This is a genomic window from Erwinia sp. S43, from assembly GCF_016624745.1.
Taxonomy (GTDB): Bacteria; Pseudomonadota; Gammaproteobacteria; order Enterobacterales; family Enterobacteriaceae; genus Erwinia; species Erwinia coffeiphila.
Genome location: NZ_JACVTX010000001.1, coordinates 43,265 through 64,486 on the forward strand (window position 1 = coordinate 43,265; position 21,222 = coordinate 64,486).

Consider the following 21,222-nt stretch of genomic DNA (forward strand, 5'->3'; position numbering starts at 1 on the left):
TTTCCGACTTAAATACGGAGAACGTGATGATGACTGAGTTCAAACGCACCCAACGTGATTATCCTCTATCCTTTAAAATAGCCGTTGTTGAGCAGGTCGAAAAAGGCGAGATGACCTATAAACAGGCCCAACAGCGATATGGCATTCAGGGGCGCTCCACCGTGCTTGTCTGGCTGCGTAAATATGGCCGGCTCGACTGGCGTCCCGGACTTCCTGACCTGGCGAAGAGGAAACTGCCTGTGGCTCAGACAAATATCCCGCTTACACCCGAACAAAGAATCAAGGAACTTGAAGAGCAGCTTGCGCTGGCTAACCAGAAAGCTGAATTTTTTGAGTCTGTTATTAATGTCCTGAAAAATGATTACGGGGTGAGTGTCGTAAAGAAGCGGCCCGGCAAGTCCTCGCGCAAGGTCGGACCTCAAAAGTAACCGTTACGCGGGCATGCCAGTTTCTGGGGCACAGCAGACAGGCCTGGTATCAGTACAACGCAAGATACAATAAACGACAGCAACATAATGCACAGATTATTGATTTTGTTGCCCGTATCCGGTGCCGTCAACCACGTATCGGTACGCGTAAACTGCACTACCTTCTGAACAGTCAGTCAGATAACAAGTTGAATATTGGGCGTGACCGTCTTTTTAGCCTGCTGGGTGAACACAGGCTTCTGGTTCCTGTAAAACGGGCTTATCACAAAACCACCAACAGCCATCATCGCTTTTACCGGCATCCCAATCTGCTGAAACCCGGCCCCGGACAGGTAACAGCCCTCGAGCCAGAACAGGTCTGGGTCGCCGATATTACTTACCTTCCGCTACGCAGCGGCGTGGCCTATCTGAGTCTGGTCACGGATGCCTGTTCCAGAAAAATTATGGGTTACCATGTGGGGGAAAATCTGCAGACTGACAATGTGATAAAAGCGTTCAGAGAAGCGCTGCGGAGGAGAAAAACGGCAGGTCCCCTGATACATTATTCAGACAGAGGGCAACAATACTGTTCAGCGCTTTACCAGTCGGTTCATGAGAGAAACGGGATAACCTGTTCAATGACAGATGGTTATGACTGCTATCAGAATGCGCTGGCTGAGCGAATAAACGGAATCCTGAAAAATGAGTTTTTACTCACACGCCCGGCAGATCTGGCGCAGGCGAGGAAGATGGTAAAAGAATCGGTGGCAATCTATAACCACGAGCGGCCGCATCTGGCCCTGAAATACAAAACGCCCGATGAGGTTCATCGGGCGTTTTACAGGCAGAACGTTGTCAACCTAAATCAGGACTAGTCACATTTATGTTATTCAATCTCTTGATAGATGGCATAAACACCCGTCGCAGAAAAATCCCCATGGGCGCAGTAAATGGCCTTCTTTTGTTCCATAAGAATAAATTTTCTGACTTTTTTCGTGTAGTAAATGGTGAAGATAAAACCCAGGAGAAGCCACAAAATGACCGCTAAGGTAAACGGAATCATTGACGTGACGAAGAGCTTTTCCTTGTTAAATTTAGCGATCGCATTTTCCAGATGAGACTGGCCCTCGGCTGTTGTCAGCAGCGTGCATAAGTCCTGTCGGTTCCTGGCGCTGATTACCCCCTGGCTTTCTGTTGCGGATAACGTGTTCTGCCGGCACTCCTCCACCGTTACAGACCAGCTGGAAGGCAGGAACGTCGTGGCTTCCGACGCTTTTTTTTCGGATATGTAGAAGGGTTTTCCGGATTCTTTCCAGATCAACAGCGTTGAGTCTGGTGGGGTTCTCAATGTCTGAATCAGAGCGGGAATCAGAAACCAGGACGCCAGCAACAAAATAATGAAAAAAACAAACGTAATGACTTTCTCAGGTTTGCCGATCGCGGGTAGCTTCTTTAATGGAATTGAGATGATAAAGAAATTCAGCATGAATGCCGGGACGCCACCCTTTTTCAAAATCTCACTGTGTCCTTTTTTATAGGTGAAAATTCTGTTGGCAATTTTAATCGCTGGTTTGATGAGCAAGGCCAGAATGGTGATTAACGCAACCGTCGTTCCTAACGGGGCATTGGTGAATTCAGCGTTGACCATATTAAGTGAGGGGGTGATATTCTGCATTTCTGCACCTTAATCTGCTGTTCTGTAAGCCAATTATTATCACCTCTGATGGCGTTGATAAAGTCCAGGAAAATAACTACCAGGGGTCGATTCCCCGATTTATCACTGTAACTTCTGCTGCCAAACGGCGCGAATACGGGGGTTGATAGCACGGTTACAGAGTGAATAACACATCCGCCGCTTTCAGAGGACGCTTCCATTTTTCAGATTTCCCTCTAAAATTAACTCTCTGTTTTCACTCCAAAACGTCGCTTATGACCCTGCTTAACCAACAGATTACGCGTGCAAAACGGCGGTCAGGAATATGGCTGAGCGCGCTGGCGATGTTTTGCCTGGTCCTGGTCCTGCTCAGCCTGTGTGTTGGCGATCGCTGGGTGCCACCGACGCGCTGGTTAACGGCTGATGCCGAACTGTTCGTCTGGCAGCTGCGCCTGCCGCGCACTCTGGCGGTATTGCTGGTAGGGGCTTCGCTGGCAGTCGCGGGCGCGACGATGCAGGCGCTGTTTAACAATCCGTTGTCGGAACCTGGCCTGCTGGGTGTCTCCGCCGGAGCGGGCGTCGGTCTGGTGCTGGCGGTATTTGCAGGGAACGGCGACCCGTGGGTGATGAGCGTCAGTGCTATTGCCGGTGCGCTGTTTATCACACTGTTGCTGCTGCGTTTTGCCCGCTGGCATCTTTCCGGCAGCCGCCTGCTGCTGGCCGGGGTGGCTCTGGGGATCGTTTGTAGCGCGATCATGACCTGGGCGGTCTATTTCAGCAGCAGCCTCGATCTGCGTCAGCTAATGTACTGGATGATGGGCGGTTTCGGTGGTATCGGCTGGAACGAACGTTGGCTGATGCTGGCGCTGCTGCCGGTGTTACTCTGGCTGACGACTCGCTCAACGGCCCTGAATCTGCTGGCGCTGGGTGAAACGTCAGCCCGTCAGCTGGGGCTGCCGTTGGTTCTGTGGCGCAATCTTTTGGTGCTGGCGATTGGCTGGCTGGTGGGCGTCAGCGTTGCGCTGGCCGGAGCGATAGGCTTTATTGGCCTGGTGATCCCGCATATTTTGCGCCTGAACGGTCTTAGCGATCATCGGACGCTTTTACCCGGCTGTGCTCTTGCCGGCGCGGGTGTGCTTTTGGCCGCTGATATTATTGCCCGCGTGGCGCTGAATTCCGCCGAACTTCCGGTGGGCGTGGTGACCGCCACGCTGGGTGCACCGATCTTTATCTGGTTATTATTGAGCAACCGTTAGCCGCTAAAACGGCTATCCATCCACGTTAAACAGGAAAATTCAATGAGCATTTATGCAACAGAGCTGACTACGCTGGACGGTGAGAAAACCACGCTGGCACAGTGGCAGGGGGATGTCCTGCTGGTGGTGAATGTCGCCTCAAAATGCGGCCTGACGCCGCAGTATTCTCAGTTAGAAAATCTGCAAAAGGCCTGGCACGATAAAGGCCTGACGGTGCTGGGTTTTCCCTGCAACGCATTTCTTGAGCAGGAACCGGGTACTGAAGCGGAAATAAAAACGTTCTGCAGCACCACCTACGGCGTCACCTTCCCGATGTTTAGCAAAATCGAGGTAAACGGGCCGGAGCGCCATCCGCTCTATGCTCAACTGGTTGCCGCGCAGCCGCAGGCGCTGGCCCCGCAGGGGAGCGGCTTCCTTGAACGCATGACCAGTAAAGGCCGCGCGCCGAAGCAGCCGGGCGATATCTTGTGGAATTTTGAAAAATTCCTTATTGGTCGCGACGGTCGCGTCCTGCAGCGCTTCTCACCGGATATGGAGCCGGAAGATGAAGTCGTAGTCAGCGCAATTAAACAGGCGCTGGAAGGATAAGTGCTGCTGGATATTCGCCAGGCCGCCGTTGACCAGCGTCTGTTTCCCTTTAGCGCCGAGGTCGACAGCGGCCAGCTGATCCATCTGGTGGGGCCAAACGGCGCGGGGAAAAGCTCGCTGTTAGCCTCGCTGGCCGGCCTGCTTGACGTAAAGGGAGATATTCTGCTCAATGATGAGCCGCTGGTGGCATGGGCAGCGCCGCGGCTTGCCAGGCATCGCGCTTATTTGCCGCAGCAACAGCGGCCTTCAGAGCAGATGCCTGTCTGGCACTATCTGTTAATGCACGATGTACAGCAGACTTCGGCCAGCGAGCAGCAGCTGATGTATTTTACCGATGCGCTACAGATCAGCGATAAGCTGCATCGCCCGCTGGGCCAGCTTTCCGGCGGTGAATGGCAGCGGGTCCGGCTTGCTGCCGTCTTTTCGCAGGTCAGCCAGCCGCAGGGGCAGCTTCTGCTGTTAGATGAACCGATGACCGGGCTGGATATTGGTCAGCAGGCGGTGTTTGATCGCCTGCTTCCTGAGCTGCTTGAACGAGGCGTGACGGTTGTCATGAGCAGCCACGATCTGAATCACACGCTGCGACATGCCGATATCGTGTGGCTGATGCGAGCTGGGCAGCCTGCGCTACAGGGCAACCCGCAGCAAATCCTGACGCCTGAGCACCTGTCTGCGCTGTATCAGGTGCCTTTCCGCCAGCTGCAGGTAGAAGGGCGCTCTTTTCTGACCACGTTCGCGTAACCGGCCGCTAACGCTGTCAGCGCGGCGAGTTTGCCGCTAAAGTTAATATTCCGACTCCAGAGGATGGTGTGCTATGCGTTACTGGTTTGTGCTCATGATCGTGATTCTTGCCGGCTGCAGCAGCCATGCCCCTCCGCCAAAAACGCAGCTTGCCGACCGGATAATGGTGATTGCGCAGCTCGACGATCAGCTTTCTCAGTGGCACGGAACCCCTTACCGCTACGGTGGCATGAGCCGAGGTGGCGTTGACTGCTCGGGTTTTGTTTATCTGACCTTCCGCGATCGCTTTGATTTGCAGCTGCCGCGCACCACCTCCGCGCAAACTGATATTGGCACACGCATCAGCAAGGATGATCTGCTGCCCGGCGATCTGGTGTTCTTTAAAACCGGCAGCGGCGAAAACGGCCTGCATGTGGGCATTTATGACACCGACAATCAGTTTATCCACGCCTCGACCAGCCAGGGGGTGATGCGATCCTCACTGGATAATGTTTACTGGCGCAAAGTGTTCTGGCAGGCGCGACGGATTTAAACGGACGAACGCAGCGTTGACCGCTTTTGTCAGGCCTGTTTATCCGATGATGCGGGAAGAAAGCAGAATAACCCTTCACAGTCTCCGTGTTTTATCCACGCTCCGCGATTTACACTAGGTCCGGCACCTGCCTTCGGGGATGTTCCCGCGGGCACTGATGGAGACAGCATGCAATTTAATAATACCTGGTTCCAGGAACTGAGCGGCTGCTACAGCGCCGTATCGCCCACACCGTTAGCGAATCCGCGCCTGCTGTATCGTAACGCAGCGCTGGCGCGTGAACTGGGGCTGGGCGACGAGCTGTTCAACGCGGAGAACGTTGGGCTGTGGAGCGGCGACCGCCTGGCGGATGGCATGCAGCCACTGGCGCAGGTCTACAGCGGACATCAGTTCGGCGTCTGGGCCGGACAGCTCGGTGACGGGCGCGGACTGCTCCTGGGTGAGCAGCAACTGGCCGACGGGCGTAAAGTTGACTGGCACCTGAAGGGAGCGGGGCTTACGCCTTATTCGCGGATGGGGGACGGGCGTGCGGTTCTGCGCTCCACGCTGCGCGAGTTTTTGGCCTCAGAAGCGATGCACGCGCTGGGCATCCCGACTACCCGGGCGCTGACTATTGTTGCCAGCGACGAACCCGTTTACCGCGAAACAACCGAACGCGGTGCGATGCTGCTGCGCGTGGCGGAGAGTCACCTGCGCTTTGGCCACTTTGAGCATTTTTACTACAGCGGCAATCAGCAAAAAGTCAACGAGCTGGCCGACTACGCCATTCGTCATCACTGGCCGCATCTGCAACAGGAAGCGGATAAATACCTGCTGTGGTTCAGCGACGTGGTGAAGCGCACCGCGCGGCTGATCGCCAGCTGGCAGAGCGTAGGGTTTGCCCACGGCGTAATGAATACCGATAACATGTCGATTCTCGGCCTGACGCTGGACTACGGCCCTTATGGTTTTCTGGATGACTACCAGCCGGAATTTATCTGCAACCATACCGACCATCAGGGGCGCTACAGCTTTGAGAATCAGCCAATGATTGGGCTGTGGAACCTGAACCGCCTTGCGCATTCGCTCTCTGGCCTGATGACTACCGAGCAGCTTAAGCAGGCGCTGGTGAACTACGAACCGGAGCTGATGCGAGTCTGGGGCGAAAAAATGCGGGCGAAACTGGGGCTGATGACCGCCGACAGGCACGATAACGATATTCTTACCGGGCTGCTGTCGTTAATGACGCGTGAGGGAAGTGATTATACCCGTACCTTCCGGTTACTTAGCGACAGCGAGCAGCAGCAGTCCCGTTCACCGCTGCGCGATGAGTTTATCGATCGCGATGCGTTTGACGGCTGGTATAACGTCTGGCGTCAGCGGGTCTTGCAGGAAGAGCGTAGCGATGAGGATCGCCAGCGGGCTATGAAACAGGCTAATCCGGCGGTAGTGCTGCGTAACTATCTGGCTCAGCAGGTCATTGAGAAGGCGGAACAGGACGACACCAGCGCACTGGCAAGACTGCACCAGGCGCTGTCACATCCGTTTGAAGACATCGAAGAGTTCGGCGATCTGGCACGTCGACCGCCGGACTGGGGTAAGAAAATCGAGGTCAGCTGCTCCAGCTAGCGGCGCAGAGCCACCTGTGGCACCCCTTCGATCTGATGCGGGTGCACCATCACGTCGGCGTGATACCAGCGCGTCAGCGTCTCTTCATCCAGCACGTCGGCCGGCGAGCCTTCGGCTACCAGTTTCCCCTGCGCCAGCAGTATCACACGGTCCGACCACAGCGACGCAAGATTCAGATCGTGCAGCACGCAGCAGACGCTGAGCGGATGCTGTTGGGTCAGCTGCGACAGCAGGCGCAGCAGGTGCTGCTGGTGATAGAGATCCAGCGCCGAGGTGGGTTCATCAAGGAACAGCCAGCCGCGCGGCCCGTCCTGCTGCCACAGCTGCGCCAGCGCGCGGGCCAGCTGTACCCGTTGCTGTTCACCGCCGGAAAGCTGCAGGAAGTCGCGATTAGCCAGATTCACACAGCCGGTCAGCGCCATCACTTCCTGAACGATCGCTTTTTGCGGTTGTCCAGGCCAGGGCGCGCGGCCCATCGCCACCACATCGGCTACGCTGAGCGGGAAGCTCATATTGCTTTGCTGACGCATTACCGCCCGCTGCTGCGATAATTTTGCCGGTGACCAGGCCGCCAGCGGCTTGCCGTTAAGCGTGCACTGCCCGCGTTGTGGCGTGTAGAAACCGGTCAGCAGACGCAACAGTGTCGATTTACCGGCCCCGTTTGGCCCAATCAGCGATACCAGCTCACCGGGACGCAGAGTGAGGGAGATATCTTCAAGCAACCAGCGCTGGCCCGGGTTATAGCCCAGCCCGCTGGCCGTTAATGACTCATCCATTCATACCTCCACGGCGGCGCAGGATCAGCCACAGGAACCACGGACCGCCTATCAGGCTGGTGAGCAAACCAACGGGCATTTCTGCAGGAGCCACCAGCGTGCGAGCCAGCGTGTCCGAAATCAGCAGCAGGATGGCACCGCTGAGCAGCGAAGAGGGCAGTAGCCAGCGATGATCGCCGCCGAGCCAGAAGCGCATCAGATGCGGCACGACCAGGCCGATAAAGCCGATAATACCGCTGACCGATACCGCAGCGGCGACCAGCAGCGCGCTGAGCACCAGCAGATAGCGCTGGGTGCGCGGCACGTCGACGCCGAGATAGTGCGCTTCTTCCTCGCCCAGCTGTAGCAGATTCAGACGCCCGGCAAGACGCTGAACCAGCACCATCGCCGGTAACACCACCGAGGCGCAAACCAGTACGGTTGGCCACTGCGCGGAACCCAGACTGCCCATGCCCCACAGCGATAGCTGGCGCAGCTGCTGGTCGGTGCTGACCCACGACAGCACGCCCACGGCCGCTGCACAGAGGGCGTTGATCGCAATCCCCACCAGCAGCAGGCGGCTCAGTCCGCTAAAACCCTGGCGGCTGAGCAGGAAAATCAGCACCGTTACCGCAATGCTGCCGATAAACGCCGCAAACAGCGGTACATACAGCGCGAAAATTCCCGGCAGCGAAACAGACATAACGATGGAGAACGCCACCGCCAGCGCCGCACCGCTGCTGATCCCCAGCAGGCCAGGATCGGCCAGTGGGTTACGGAACAGACCCTGCATGACGCAGCCGGAGAGCGCCAGAGCACCGCCAACGATGACCGCCAGCAGTACGCGGGGCAGGCGAATAGTAAACCAGATTTGCCACAGGCTGCTGTCCGTTCCGGCGTGCCACAGCATCGGCAGCGATAGCTTCATCGCCCCGATATTGGCTGCGCTGACGGCGAGCGTCAGCAGCAGCAGCAGTAAAATGCCCAGCCAGCGTAAGGCGCGTGCTGACATCACTTAATGGTTTCCGCGGTCTGGCGCAGCTTCAGAATAGCCGCAGGAGTATCGATACCGAAGCCCAGCAGCGCCATGTCATCGACCACCAGCAGCTGCTTGTTTTTCGCCGCCGGAGTCAATGCCAGACCCGGCAGTTTCCACAGGTTTGCTTCACCGCCGACGGTTTTCAGGCCATCGGTGGTGATCACAATCAGCTGTGGCGCACTGGCAACCACGCCTTCCTGCGACAGTGCCTGATAACGGTTTACCGAAGCCATGGCGTTTTGCAGACCTGCCGCCTGGATAGCGCTGTCGGCAGACGTGCCGCTGCCCGCAGCCATAGTGCCCATGCCCTGGTGGGCGAGGATAAACAGCACCTTCACCGGCAGCTGAGTTTTAGGAATGCTGGCCAGCTCGCTGGAGATCTTCGCCTGAAGCGCTTTGCCTTCCTGCTCGCGATGCAGGGCGACGGCAACAGTTTCAATTTTCTGATTGATCGCAGAGACGTCGGTCTTACCGGTGACATCGACCACTTTCACGCCGTTTTTCGCCACCTGTTCCAGCGCAAGCGCCGGTTTAGCCAGCTCAGTGGTCAGCACCAGCGTCGGTTTCAGCGCGAGAATGCCTTCAGGGTTCAGCATACGCATATAGCCAACGTCGGGCAGTTTCTTCACTTCTTCCGGGTGCAGACTGGTGGTGTCACGTGCGACGAGGTCTTTCTGTCCGTTAAGGGCATAGATGATCTGCGTTACATCACCACCGATGCTGACGATGCGCTCAGCGGCCAGGGTTGAAAACGACAGCGGTAAAACGCAAAGCGCGGCTAACCATGATTTCATGCTGAAACTTCCTCGCTGCTGAGGGTTGCTAACTGTTCGCGCCACTGGCTCTGTTCCGGTTGACCTTCGCTACGCTGACCGTAAAGCTGGGCGATCTGCGTGCCGTCAGCGGCGAAAAGCTCAAGGCTGGTAACAATGCCGTCGGCGGTCGGTTTACGGGTGATCCAGGTTTCGGCAATTTCCAGCTCCTGCAGGTGCAGAGTGAACGCCGGGTTAAAGATATTCAGCCAGTTGTGCATCGGCATCAGTTTCTCAATCACGCCGGTGAAAATCTGGGTGCAGGCGCGGTTGCTGACGAAAATCATGATTTCGTTACCGTCGCGCTTAACGGTTTCCAGCAGCGTCGCCAGTGACGTATTGCTGACGCGGGTCGCCAGATCGTCGGCAACGGCGCGGAAAGCCTGCTGGCGGGAGACGTTATGGCGCTTCAGCAGACGGAAGAACTGGTGCACGTCGGTCATTGCGCGCCACTCGCTTTCCAGCACTGCGGCATCCACGCTGTCAGCAAAGCTGGCAGGTTCTGCGGCGGCTACGCTGAATTCAGCGGCCGGTTCGGCTTTGAATTCTTCCAGCACGGCCTGCCAGGCATCCATATCGGTTTTATCGGTCGCGTAGACTTTCAGCACCGCATCGCCCTGGCGATCGAAGAACTGAATGCTCTGGCGTTCGCCGTGGCCGGTCATTTCCTGCAGATGGAACACGCTGGCCCACTGATTCACAAACACGCGCAGATCCAGGGCGCGCGGATTCAATACGATCCCGGCATGTTCATTGATATGGATATTGTTAAACGTACCCAGCTGTTCATGAACTGCATATTCGTTGCGGGTAATACATTTAGTTTCACCCACTTTTTCCAGCGCGTGCAGCAGTTCGCGCATTGCAGGGCGCAGTGGAGCAGCCTGATGGCCAACGCGTGCAGCGGTCAACTCGGCTTCGCTGATCCCCATCAGCGCAGCAATATCGCGGGCATATTTTTTCGGATGCTCTTCTTTTAATTCGGTGTAACGTTGGTATTGCGCTGTCATTGCTGCTCCTCACAAAGTTCATCCACTGACAATCGTCAGTGACAATCATTACCACTGATGGCTCGTAAATTCATGGCTGCCGATCGCATACTCGGGAGCGATCACACAGAATAGCCGTTGATAGAAAAAGGATATTCATTATCAGAATGATAATCATTATCAGGGAAAGGTGGCGGTAATCAAGCAGAAATTCAGCTTATTGACGAGGGAGAGCATAGAAGTTGAAAGACTGGCCATAAAATGGCCAGCCAGAAGATTAAAAACGACTGTCGATAGCGTCAGCCAGCTGCGCCAGAACGGCGGCGCTGTCATCCCACCCGAGGCAGGGATCGGTGATGGACTGGCCCCAGGTCAGCGGCGTATCCGGCAGAACTTTTTGCGCGCCTTCCTGCAGGAAACTTTCAATCATCACCCCGGCAATCGCCGTTGAGCCGTTGCGGATCTGCCCGGCGATGGAGGCTGCAACGTCTTTCTGTCGACGGTGCTGTTTCAGGCAGTTACCGTGACTGAAGTCGATCACCATCTGCGTCGGCAGGCGATGTTCGGTAAGTGCCGCGGCGGCTTCAGCAATGTCCTGCGCATGGTAGTTAGGCTGCTTGCCGCCGCGCATAATGATATGGCCGGAAGGATTTCCGCTGGTCTGGTAGATCGTCATCTGCCCCTGTTTGTCAGGAGAGAGGAACATGTGACTGACGCGGGCCGCACGGATAGCATCCACGGCGATACGGATGTTGCCGTCGGTGCCGTTTTTGAAGCCGACCGGGCAGGAGAGCGCAGAGGCCATTTCACGATGAATCTGACTTTCAGTGGTGCGCGCGCCGATAGCGCCCCAGCTAATCAGATCGGCAATAAACTGCCCGATCACCATATCGAGAAATTCAGTGGCGGTGGGCATGCCCAGTGCATTGATATCCAGCAGCAGCTTGCGCGCCACTTCCAGCCCGTGGTTAACGCGGAAACTGCCGTCCAGATCCGGGTCTGAAATCAGTCCTTTCCAGCCCACCACCGTGCGCGGCTTTTCAAAATAGGCCCGCATCACGATTTCCAGCCGGGACTGATACTTATCGCGCAGTTCGTTGAGGCGTGAGGCGTACTCCAGTGCTGCAGCGGGATCGTGCAGCGAGCAGGGACCGATGACCACCAGCAGACGCTTATCCTCGCCCGAAAGAATACGGGCAATACGCTGGCGTGAGGTCATCACATTTTCGGCTATGGCGGCGGTAATAGGCTGTCTGGCAAGCAGTTCGGCAGGCGTTATCAGGCTGTCGATGCGCGCGGTCCGCAGTTCATCTGTTTTATTCATGGTCTTCTCTAAATTTTTGTCTTCGCAACGGCAGGAATACCGGGAAGTAATGGCGATCACCTTAAAGCAAACGGCGATGATTTCAACCATCGCCGAAGGATAAATGCCATAAAAAAACCGCAGACCCGCCTGTTCGCCGGGCGTCAGTACATGCGTCGCGCCAGTCCCATGATATCGAGGATCTTGGTAGCGATTTCTTCTACCGAATAGTTGGTACTGTTGAGATAGCGGATCTGATTGGTGCGGAACAGCGCTTCAACTTCACCTACCTCCAGTCGGCACTGGCGCATTGAGGCATAACGCGTATTCACCGCGCGCTCCTGGCGAATCGCCGCCAGACGTTCCGGGTCGATGGTCAGGCCAAACAGCTTGTTCTGGAACGGCTTCAGCGCAGGCGGCAGCTTCAGGTTATCCATATCGTCGGCGATAAACGGGTAGTTCGCCGCTTTGATGCCAAACTGCATCGCCAGATAGAGGCTGGTAGGGGTTTTACCGCAGCGCGATACACCCAGGAGTATCACCTGCGCTTCCTCCAGCCCGCGCAGAGAAATACCGTCATCGTGGGCCAGTGTGTAGTCAATGGCGGCAATGCGGGCGTCGTATTTGCCCAGGTTGCTGGCGGTCAGTCCGTGGGTTCGGTTAGCGACCGGCGCAGGCGCAACGCCCAGCTCCTGCTGGAGCGGTGCCACCAGCGACTGAACGATGTCCTGGCAGAATCCGTCACTTTGTAAAATGATCTCGCGTATTTCCGGCGTAACGATAGAGATAAACACCAGCGGGCGAATACCGCTGTGCTGATAAATGGTGTTGATTTGCGCTTTCACCGCCTGTGCCCGCTGCACGTTCTCCACGAAGGGCAGCGTCACGCTGTTGGTTTCCACCGGGAACTGGGAAAGTACGGCATGACCCAGCACCTCGGCGGTTATTGCCGTACCATCTGAAATATAGAAAACACTGCGTTCGGCATTCACGTCCATTTTATCTCCAGAATGAGCTATGCGGGCAGACTAAATTATTTCCGATACGGAAAGCAAACTGTGATTTCATCGACAAAACAAAATGAAAAATCCAAATAAAAGATGATTTGAAATTTTTATTCTTATAAACTTTGCATTATCATTTCATTCTGCAAAATTGAAATGACGTTTCTATTTACTATTCAATTAATACCCCCTTTTTTATAAAATCATTCTTAAATGGAATCCTGTTTTTGTTGCGCAAACAAATTTGTGCGATTTAGGAGTGATTTTTTAACTTTATGAAAATTAACGCATTTGTTTTTTAATTTGATTTCTTTCAGTCATTATCCTGCGCAGAGTTGTCTTAAAAACGCCGCCGCCGAGTTGCTTGAACGATTCAACACTTTCTCAACCCTTCGATGTTGTGACAGTCTCACTAAGCAATGCTGTATCCCTTATTCCTAATTAAATCTTACAAGGATTGCTTCAATGTCCAATAAAGGCCAATTGCCGCTCGTGCTCTGGTATAACGAACTTGGCATGCACGATGTCGATCGGGTGGGAGGCAAAAATGCTTCTCTGGGTGAAATGATTACTAACCTGTCATCACTGGGTGTGTCCGTGCCGAACGGCTTTGCGACAACCTCTGATGCTTTCAACCAGTTCCTTGATCAAAGCGGCGTTAACCAGCGTATCTATGAACTGCTGGATAAGACCGATATTGATGATATTGATCAGCTGGCGAAAGCGGGTAAGCAGATCCGTCAGTGGATTATTGACACGCCTTTCCAGCCGGAGCTGGAACAGGCTATTCATCAGGCCTACGACCAGCTGTCTTCTGACGATGCTGAAGCGTCGTTTGCCGTGCGCTCTTCGGCGACCGCTGAAGACATGCCGGATGCGTCGTTTGCCGGGCAGCAGGAAACCTTCCTGAACGTGCAGGGTTATGACGCGGTGCTGGTGGCGGTGAAGCACGTCTTCGCCTCACTGTTTAACGACCGCGCGATCTCTTACCGCGTGCATCAGGGCTATGACCACCGTGGCGTGGCGCTCTCTGCCGGTGTTCAGCGCATGGTGCGTTCTGATCTGGCGTCATCGGGCGTGATGTTCACCATTGATACCGAATCGGGCTTCGATCAGGTGGTCTTTATCACCGCGGCGCTGGGCCTGGGTGAAATGGTGGTGCAGGGTGCGGTTAACCCTGATGAATTCTACGTGCACAAACCGACGCTGGCCGCGGGCCGCCCGGCGATTGTGCGCCGCAATATGGGATCGAAAAAGATCCGTATGGTCTACGCCGATTCGCAGGAACACGGCAAGCAGGTAGCGATCGAAGACGTTCCGGAAGCCGAGCGCGACCGCTTCAGTCTGACCGACATAGAAGTTGAAGCGCTGGCGGTGCAGGCGGTGCTGATTGAGAAACACTACCAGCGCCCGATGGACATCGAATGGGCGAAAGACGGTCACACCGGCAAGCTGTTTATCGTGCAGGCGCGCCCGGAAACCGTGCGTTCTAACGGCCAGGTGATGGAGCGCTACAACCTGCAGGGCAAAGGCAAAGTTCTGGTTGAGGGCCGCGCAATCGGCCATCGTATCGGTGCCGGTGAAGTGAAGGTGATTCACGATATCAGCGAGATGGGCCGCATTGAGAAAGGCGACGTGCTGGTAACGGATATGACCGACCCGGACTGGGAACCGATCATGAAGAAAGCGTCGGCGATTGTGACCAATCGCGGCGGTCGTACCTGCCATGCGGCAATTATTGCCCGTGAGCTGGGTATTCCGGCGGTAGTGGGCTGCGGTGATGCGACCGACCATCTGAAAGACGGCCAGAAAGTGACCGTGTCCTGTGCGGAAGGTGATACCGGCTATGTGTATAACGATCTGCTCGACTTCGAGGTGAAAAGCTCACAGGTTGACGAAATGCCGTCGCTGCCGCTGAAGGTGATGATGAACGTCGGCAACCCGGATCGTGCGTTCGACTTTGCCTGCCTGCCGAATGAAGGCGTAGGTCTGGCGCGTCTGGAATTTATTATCAACCGTATGATTGGCGTTCACCCAAGAGCGCTGCTGGAGTTCGATCAGCAGACGCCGGAACTGCAGCAGCAGATCCGCGGGATGATGAAAGGGTTTGATGACCCGGTGGAGTTCTACATCGCCCGTCTGACCGAAGGGATTGCAACGCTGGGTGCGGCGTTCTCGCCTAAACGCGTGATCGTTCGTCTGTCTGACTTTAAGACTAACGAATATGCCAACCTGGTTGGCGGCGAGCGCTACGAACCTGAGGAAGAGAACCCGATGCTGGGCTTCCGCGGTGCCGGTCGCTATGTTGCCGACAACTTCCGCGACTGCTTCGCGTTAGAGTGCGCGGCCGTTAAGCGCGTTCGCAACGAGATGGGACTGACTAACGTGGAGATCATGGTGCCGTTCGTGCGTACCGTGGCTCAGGCGAAGGCGGTGGTTGAAGAGCTGGAACGTCAGGGACTGAAGCGCGGCGAAAACGGGCTGAAGATCATCATGATGTGTGAGATCCCGTCCAACGCGCTGCTGGCTGAGCAGTTCCTGGAATACTTTGACGGCTTCTCTATAGGTTCCAACGATATGACCCAGCTGGCGCTTGGCCTTGACCGCGATTCGGGCGTGGTGTCCGAGCTGTTTGACGAGCGTAATGACGCGGTGAAGGCGCTGCTTTCTATGGCGATTCGCGCGGCGAAGAAGAAGGGTAAATACGTTGGTATCTGCGGTCAGGGTCCGTCGGACCATGAGGATTTTGCGGCCTGGCTGATGGAAGAGGGGATCGACAGTCTGTCCCTGAACCCGGATACTGTGGTGCAGACCTGGCTGTCGCTGGCTGAACTTAAGAAGTAATGTCTTTAATAAAGGGGGTGTGATGCTCCCTTTTTTGGATACGCCGTGGTGTGTTTTCAGCCTTCGGTGATTATCTGAGGCACTTATAAAAACCGCTCTCGTTTTCGATGGCGGTTTTTTTGTTTTGCTGCCTGGTGCCAGGTGCCAGGGCCGGTCCGTCTGCACCGATCCGGCAGGCTGACGAGCGAAGTGAAGGAACCACGCTTTGCGTGGCGCGAGGACCCGGGCAATCAAAGGCACGGCCAGGCAGCGTAGAACCCGATGCCGCAGTAGTCCCCACAACATCCCCCACAATCACAACCAGCGGCCACATAATTGCAGCCAGGACCTCCGCAGGGCGGATTTGAAAACATCAATCGCTAAATAGCGAGACTCACTCCGTCAACACGCAGCCAAAAAAAAGCCCATCGCAGAGGATGGGCAAAGACTACACACAGCAATTTTGTACTTCACTCAGGGGAAAGGGCGTTTAAAAATCAGTAGCTTGATTTCAAACATGGATTCAATACTAAGCAACGCGCATTCTGGCGTCATTAAGAATCATCTTATTAGTTTAAAATCAATAATGCATCCACGAGCGGATAGCCGATTATTGTCATTTATTCAGAAGAAAAGGTTAACAAAAGTGCTGGGTTGGGCTGTTTACATGCTGTTTCCAGGTAATACAGTCAAGATTTGCTAATGAAATGGAGGTGGGGGCATGAGGATACTTTTTTATTGCTAATGATTGCGACCAGCGATACTGGCCGCGTTTATCATTCTGAGAGCTGAGAGCTGAGGTATACGATTAGAGATGCCGCGGATTATCGTTTTCGAACTCGACCAGTTCTTCGACTACCATTGTTGGATCGTCACTGGGAACCGGAACCTCGTGGACCCAAACGGAGAGAAGCCGATAGGAAACCGCTAACACCACCGGGCCAATAAATAGCCCAATCATGCCGAAAGCCACCAGGCCTCCGATCACGCCTGAGAGGATCAGCAGCAGCGGCAGGTCGGCACCCATGCGGATTAACATCGGGCGCAGCACGTTATCCAGTGTGCCGACCACGCAGCTCCAAATCACCAGTACGGTTGCCCATGACGTGTCGCCGCTCCAGTACAGCCAGATAATCGCCGGGATAAGCACCGTCAACGGTCCCAGCTGTACCAGACAGGAGAAGATCATGAGTACGGTCAGCAGTGTGGCGTAGGGAATGCCGGAAATCGCCAGTCCAATACCACCAAGCACGCCCTGCACCAGTGCGGTCACCACCACACCCAGCGCAACGGCGCGTATTGCCTGACCGGCAAGCAGTACGGCAGCATCGCCACGGCGGGCGGCAAGGCGGAAGGCAAAATGACGTATCCCGCGGCCAACCTGCTCGCCGCGCCAGTACAGCAGCATACTGAACAACAGCATCAGGCCAAGATGCAGCATAAAGCGGCCAAAATATCCCGCCTGAGCCACAAAGAAGCCGGTTGTCCGGCCGATATAGGGTTGGATTTTTGCCATCAGGGCGGTACCGCCACCGGCAATCAGGGTGTGATAACCAGAATAGAGATTGTCCCCGATCATCGGCACATCGTTCAGCCACTCAAGCTTTGGCATTTCCAGGCGTCCGGAACTGATCATGGCGATAACCGGTGCGCTGGAATCCAGCAGGCTGTTGACCAGCAGTGAAATCGGAATAATAAACACCAGCAGCAGCAGCAACGTCATCGCGATAACCGCCAGGGAGCGGCGTCCCCAAAGCAGCCGTTGGATCTTAATCATCAGTGGCCAGGTGGCGATGACCACCATGCTGGCCCAGGCAAAGCTCAGGATAAAAGGCTGAATTACCCAGAAGCAGGCGATGATCGCAATGCTGATAAACAGCAGCGTAAACACAATCTGCGGCAAGTCCCAACCTTTATAAACATTCTTCATGTGTGAACCATAACCTCGGGTCAGTAAATTCTCTATTCGCGGCGACCGAGTGGGGAGCGCGAATAATTTGTCATTCTGTCTTCAATCATTTTATTTCTGAAAATCCGCGCCAGCGCGACAGTTACGCTAAGGCAGCTGGTTTAATCATGATGTATGAAACGATTTTGTGACATACACAACAGGTTATTCTTTTGTTTCGTTTTTTGAAATAACGGCAGGTCATAAAAAAATGTGATAAAACGGATAGCTGCGTCATTTACGACACGCAGAATGATCCATACAACATTTTGGTCACCCGATAATGATCCCACAGATTTCCCAGGCACCGGGCCTTGTTCAACTGGTGCTGACGTTTTTGGATACACTGAAGCAGGAAGGTTTTACCGGTGATACGGCTACCAGCTATGCCGATCGCCTGATAATGTCGACCGATAACAGTATTTACCAGCTGCTACCCGACGCAGTTGTCTTTCCCCGCTCTACCGCTGATGTTGCGTTGATCGCCCGCCTTGCCGGTGAAGAACGCTTTGAGTCGCTGGTTTTTGCACCGCGTGGCGGCGGCACCGGCACCAACGGTCAGTCTCTGAACCGCGGGATTGTGGTAGATATGTCGCGCCATATGAAGCGCATCCTCGAAATTAATACCGAAGAAGGCTGGGTAAAAGTTGAAGCGGGCGTGATTAAAGATCAGCTCAACGCCTACCTCAAGCCCTACGGCTATTTCTTCTCTCCTGAATTGTCCACCAGTAACCGCGCCACTCTTGGCGGGATGATTAATACGGATGCCTCCGGGCAGGGGTCGCTGGTCTATGGTAAAACCTCCGATCACGTCCTTGGCCTGCGTGCGGTTCTGCTCGGCGGTGATATTCTGGATACCCGAGAAATGCCTGTCGAACTGGCGGAGCAGCTGGCGCAGCAGCAGGGTGCTGAGGGGAATATCTATCGTGTTGTGCTGGACCGCTGCCGTCAGCAGCGCCAGCTGATTCTGGATAAGTTTCCCAAACTTAACCGCTTTCTTACCGGCTACGATCTTCGCCATGTGCTGAGCGACGATCTCCAGCAATTTGACCTGACTCGCCTGCTGTGTGGTGCCGAAGGTACACTGGCGTTTATCACCGAGGCGCGGTTGGATATCACGCCGATCCCTAAAGTGCGGCGGCTGGTCAATATCAAATATGACTCGTTTGATTCCGCGTTGCGTAATGCGCCGTTTATGGTGGAAGCCAAAGCGCTGTCGGTCGAAACCGTTGACTCTAAAGTGCTTAATCTGGCGAAGGAAGATATTGTCTGGCACTCGGTCAGTGAACTGATTTCCGACGTGCCGGATAAAGAGATGCTCGGCCTGAATATGGTCGAGTTTGCCGGGAATGATAAAGCGCTGATTGACGGCCAGGTCGATTCACTCTTTGAACGGCTGGAAACGCTGATGGCGGAAGGCCAGGGCGGCGTGATTGGTTATCAGCTCTGTAACGACGTCGGCGGCATTGAGCGTATCTACGGCATGCGTAAAAAAGCGGTGGGCCTGCTGGGTAATGCTAAAGGCCGGGCCAAACCGCTGCCTTTTGTTGAGGATACGGCAGTACCGCCGGAAAACCTGGCGGACTATATCGTTGAGTTTCGGGCGCTGCTCGACAGCCATAATCTGAGCTACGGGATGTTCGGCCACGTTGACGCCGGGGTTCTGCACGTGCGTCCCGCGCTGGATATGTGCGATCCGCAACAGGAGATCCTGATGAAAAAGGTCTCCGATGAGGTAGTCACACTGACCGCCCGGTATGGCGGCCTGCTGTGGGGAGAGCACGGTAAGGGCTTCCGTGCGGAATACAGTCCGGCGTTCTTTGGCGAAGAGCTGTATAGCGAGCTGCGGCGAATCAAGGCAGCCTTTGACCCGGCTAACCGGTTAAATCCCGGAAAAATCTGCGCGCCGATCGGTGTTGACGATCCTATGTTGAAAGTTGATGCGGTTAAGCGCGGTACCTGGGACAGACAAATCCCCATTTCTGTGCGCAGCGACTGGCGCGGTGCGATGGAGTGTAACGGTAACGGGCTGTGCTTTAACTTTGATGTGAACAGCCCGATGTGCCCATCGATGAAAATCACCAGCAACCGCATGCATTCACCGAAAGGGCGCGCCACGCTGACCCGTGAATGGCTGCGTCTGCTGGCCGAACAGGGTGTCGATCCTCTGGTGCTGGAGAAGCAGCTGCCGTCGAAAGGCATCAGCCTGCGCGGGATGATCCAGCGGACCCGCAATAGCTGGCATGCGCGGCGAGGCGAATATGATTTTTCACATGAGGTGAAGGAGGCGATGTCTGGATGTCTGGCCTGTAAAGCCTGTTCCACCCAGTGCCCGATTAAAATCGATGTGCCGGGCTTCCGTTCGCGCTTCCTGCAGCTTTACCACACCCGTTACCTGCGCCCGGTCAGTGACTACCTGGTGGCTACGGTTGAAAGCTACGCGCCGCTGATGGCCATCGCGCCGAAAACCTTTAACTTCTTCCTTCGCCAGCGCTGGGTTGGCGCGCTAAGTAAACGCCAGTTAGGTATGGTGGATCTGCCGCTGCTCTCCTCGCCGACACTGAAACAGCAGCTATCGAAGCACCGCAGCGCGACGACGACCCTGGAACAGCTTGAGCAGATGAGCGCCGAACAGCGTGCGCAGCACGTGCTGGTGGTGCAGGACCCGTTCACCAGCTATTACGAAGCGCAGCTGATTGGTGATTTTGTGCAGTTGATTGACCGGCTTGGTTTTACGCCGGTGGTGCTGCCGTTCTCACCCAATGGTAAAGCGCAGCACGTGAAAGGCTTCCTGCAGCAGTTTGCCCGTACGGCGCAGAAAACATCCGATTTCCTTAATCGCGTGGCCCAATTGGACCTGCCGATGGTCGGTGTCGACCCGGCGCTGGTACTCTGCTACCGCGATGAATACCGCCAGGTACTGGGGGATAAACGCGGTGACTTCAACGTGCAGCTGGTGCATGAGTGGTTGCAGAATGCACTGGTGGATCGGGATATTCAGCCGGTCAGCGGGGAAGCCTGGTATCTGTTCGGCCACTGTACCGAAGTGACCGCGCTGCCGGGTTCGATCAAGCAGTGGGAAACGATCTTCTCGCGCTTCGGTGCAAAACTGGAAAGTATCAGCGTGGGCTGCTGCGGCATGGCGGGCACCTACGGCCATGAAACTAAAAACCTGGAAAACTCACTGGGTATCTTTGAACTGTCCTGGCAGAAGGCGCTACAAAAGCTGCCCCGTCAGCGCTGTCTGGCTAGCGGTTATTCCTGCCGCAGCCAGGTGAAACGCGTTGAAGGAAGCGGTATGCGCCATCCGCTGCAGGCTTTACTGGAGATTGTCTGATGGCTATCTGGAAACGTGAGGTAACGCTTGAACAGCTGAACCTGCACAGCAAAGGCACCATGGTAGAGCACCTCGGCATCCGTTTCACTGCACTGAATGACGACAGTGTTGAAGCGATAATGCCGGTCGATAATCGTACCCGGCAGCCGTTCGGGCTGCTGCACGGCGGCGCCTCAGTGACACTGGCCGAAACGCTGGGGTCGATGGCAGGGTATCTCTGCACTCAGGGAGATCAGCAGGTGGTCGGTCTGGAAATTAATGCCAATCACGTGCGGTCCGCGCGGGAAGGGGAGGTGCGCGGCGTTTGTCGCGCCACCCATATAGGGCGCACGCATCAGGTATGGCAGATCGAGATTTACGGGCCGGACAGTCGATTATGCTGCAGCTCGCGCTTAACAACGGCGGTGATAAGCTAATAACCCCAAA

General features: G+C 55.4%; 17 protein-coding genes and 1 other RNA gene. 9 read left to right on the forward strand and 9 right to left on the reverse strand.

All coding sequences use genetic code 11. The features are described 5' to 3' along the window. Positions 1-26 precede the first annotated feature (26 nt). Positions 27-1,282 (forward strand): IS3 family transposase gene (locus tag IBT47_RS00205; protein ID WP_200558593.1). Its coding sequence is split into 2 segments (ribosomal slippage): positions 27-387 and positions 387-1,282, totalling 1,257 coding nucleotides; the frame shifts between segments, so codons are not numbered across the junction. Positions 1,283-1,293: 11 nt separating this feature from the next. On the opposite strand, the gene IBT47_RS00210 is transcribed toward IBT47_RS00205, so the two are convergent. Beyond that, positions 1,294-2,082 (reverse strand): DUF6216 family protein, encoded by a 789-nt coding sequence (locus tag IBT47_RS00210; RefSeq protein ID WP_234471626.1) that lies wholly within the window; start codon positions 2,080-2,082, stop codon positions 1,294-1,296. 254 nt (positions 2,083-2,336) lie between these two features. Here IBT47_RS00210 and btuC point away from each other — a divergent pair, with 254 nt between their 5' ends. From btuC to IBT47_RS00235, 5 genes are all read left to right on the forward strand, one after another. Then, positions 2,337-3,317, forward strand: a complete 981-nt coding sequence (btuC, locus tag IBT47_RS00215; protein ID WP_200558594.1) for a vitamin B12 ABC transporter permease BtuC — start codon at positions 2,337-2,339, stop codon at positions 3,315-3,317. Positions 3,318-3,359: 42 nt separating this feature from the next. Then, the gene (locus tag IBT47_RS00220) at positions 3,360-3,905 is read left to right on the forward strand and encodes a glutathione peroxidase (protein WP_200558595.1); all 546 of its coding nucleotides are present in this window, start codon (positions 3,360-3,362) and stop codon (positions 3,903-3,905) included. Continuing rightward, positions 3,906-4,646 carry a vitamin B12 ABC transporter ATP-binding protein BtuD gene (gene btuD / locus IBT47_RS00225; protein ID WP_200558597.1) on the forward strand — a complete coding sequence of 247 codons (741 nt, stop codon included), beginning with the start codon at positions 3,906-3,908 and terminating at the stop codon, positions 4,644-4,646. Between the two features lie 73 nt (positions 4,647-4,719). Further along, a complete protein-coding gene (locus IBT47_RS00230) occupies positions 4,720-5,178 on the forward strand; it encodes a C40 family peptidase (RefSeq protein WP_200544612.1) in 459 nt (152 codons plus the stop codon). Positions 5,179-5,346: 168 nt separating this feature from the next. Next, positions 5,347-6,786, forward strand: a complete 1,440-nt coding sequence (locus IBT47_RS00235) for a YdiU family protein (RefSeq protein WP_200558598.1) — start codon at positions 5,347-5,349, stop codon at positions 6,784-6,786. Here the strand turns inward: IBT47_RS00235 and IBT47_RS00240 are convergent. The 6 genes from IBT47_RS00240 to IBT47_RS00265 all read right to left on the reverse strand — a co-directional run bounded on the left by IBT47_RS00240 (position 6,783) and on the right by IBT47_RS00265 (position 12,682). Beyond that, positions 6,783-7,562: a heme ABC transporter ATP-binding protein gene (locus IBT47_RS00240; protein WP_200558599.1), complete on the reverse strand. Its 780-nt coding sequence runs from the start codon at positions 7,560-7,562 to the stop codon at positions 6,783-6,785. The genes IBT47_RS00235 and IBT47_RS00240 overlap by 4 nt on opposite strands. After that, entirely contained in the window at positions 7,555-8,556 is a 1,002-nt protein-coding gene (locus IBT47_RS00245) for an iron ABC transporter permease (RefSeq protein WP_105594986.1), read from the reverse strand. Before IBT47_RS00245 ends, IBT47_RS00240 begins: the two co-directional genes overlap by 8 nt. Next, on the reverse strand, positions 8,553-9,374 hold the full coding sequence (locus tag IBT47_RS00250) for a hemin ABC transporter substrate-binding protein (RefSeq protein WP_105594985.1): 822 nt from the start codon (positions 9,372-9,374) through the stop codon (positions 8,553-8,555). The genes IBT47_RS00245 and IBT47_RS00250 overlap by 4 nt, the downstream gene beginning before the upstream one ends. Then, positions 9,371-10,402, reverse strand: coding sequence for a hemin-degrading factor (locus IBT47_RS00255; RefSeq protein WP_200558600.1), 1,032 nt, complete (start codon positions 10,400-10,402; stop codon positions 9,371-9,373). Before IBT47_RS00255 ends, IBT47_RS00250 begins: the two co-directional genes overlap by 4 nt. Before the next feature lie 256 nt (positions 10,403-10,658). Next, entirely contained in the window at positions 10,659-11,705 is a 1,047-nt protein-coding gene (locus IBT47_RS00260; RefSeq protein WP_105594983.1) for a 3-deoxy-7-phosphoheptulonate synthase, read from the reverse strand. A 143-nt stretch (positions 11,706-11,848) separates the two neighbouring features. Beyond that, positions 11,849-12,682 carry a pyruvate, water dikinase regulatory protein gene (locus IBT47_RS00265; RefSeq protein WP_105594982.1) on the reverse strand — a complete coding sequence of 278 codons (834 nt, stop codon included), beginning with the start codon at positions 12,680-12,682 and terminating at the stop codon, positions 11,849-11,851. Positions 12,683-13,153: 471 nt separating this feature from the next. Between IBT47_RS00265 and ppsA the strand changes: the two genes are divergently transcribed. Beyond that, on the forward strand, positions 13,154-15,532 hold the full coding sequence (ppsA, locus tag IBT47_RS00270) for a phosphoenolpyruvate synthase (protein ID WP_200558601.1): 2,379 nt from the start codon (positions 13,154-13,156) through the stop codon (positions 15,530-15,532). 392 nt (positions 15,533-15,924) lie between these two features. Here ppsA and rprA read toward each other — a convergent pair. Together rprA and ydiK are read right to left on the reverse strand one after the other, a co-directional pair. After that, positions 15,925-16,030: antisense sRNA RprA (rprA, locus tag IBT47_RS00275), an RNA gene on the reverse strand. 289 nt (positions 16,031-16,319) lie between these two features. Beyond that, positions 16,320-17,441, reverse strand: coding sequence for an AI-2E family transporter YdiK (gene ydiK, locus IBT47_RS00280; RefSeq protein ID WP_200558602.1), 1,122 nt, complete (start codon positions 17,439-17,441; stop codon positions 16,320-16,322). Between the two features lie 301 nt (positions 17,442-17,742). On the opposite strand from ydiK, the gene IBT47_RS00285 reads away from it, so the two are divergent. Both IBT47_RS00285 and IBT47_RS00290 read left to right on the forward strand, forming a co-directional pair. Then, positions 17,743-20,796, forward strand: coding sequence for an FAD-binding and (Fe-S)-binding domain-containing protein (locus IBT47_RS00285; protein ID WP_200558603.1), 3,054 nt, complete (start codon positions 17,743-17,745; stop codon positions 20,794-20,796). Next, the gene (locus IBT47_RS00290) at positions 20,796-21,212 is read left to right on the forward strand and encodes a hotdog fold thioesterase (RefSeq protein WP_105594978.1); all 417 of its coding nucleotides are present in this window, start codon (positions 20,796-20,798) and stop codon (positions 21,210-21,212) included. Before IBT47_RS00285 ends, IBT47_RS00290 begins: the two co-directional genes overlap by 1 nt. Positions 21,213-21,222 lie beyond the last annotated feature (10 nt).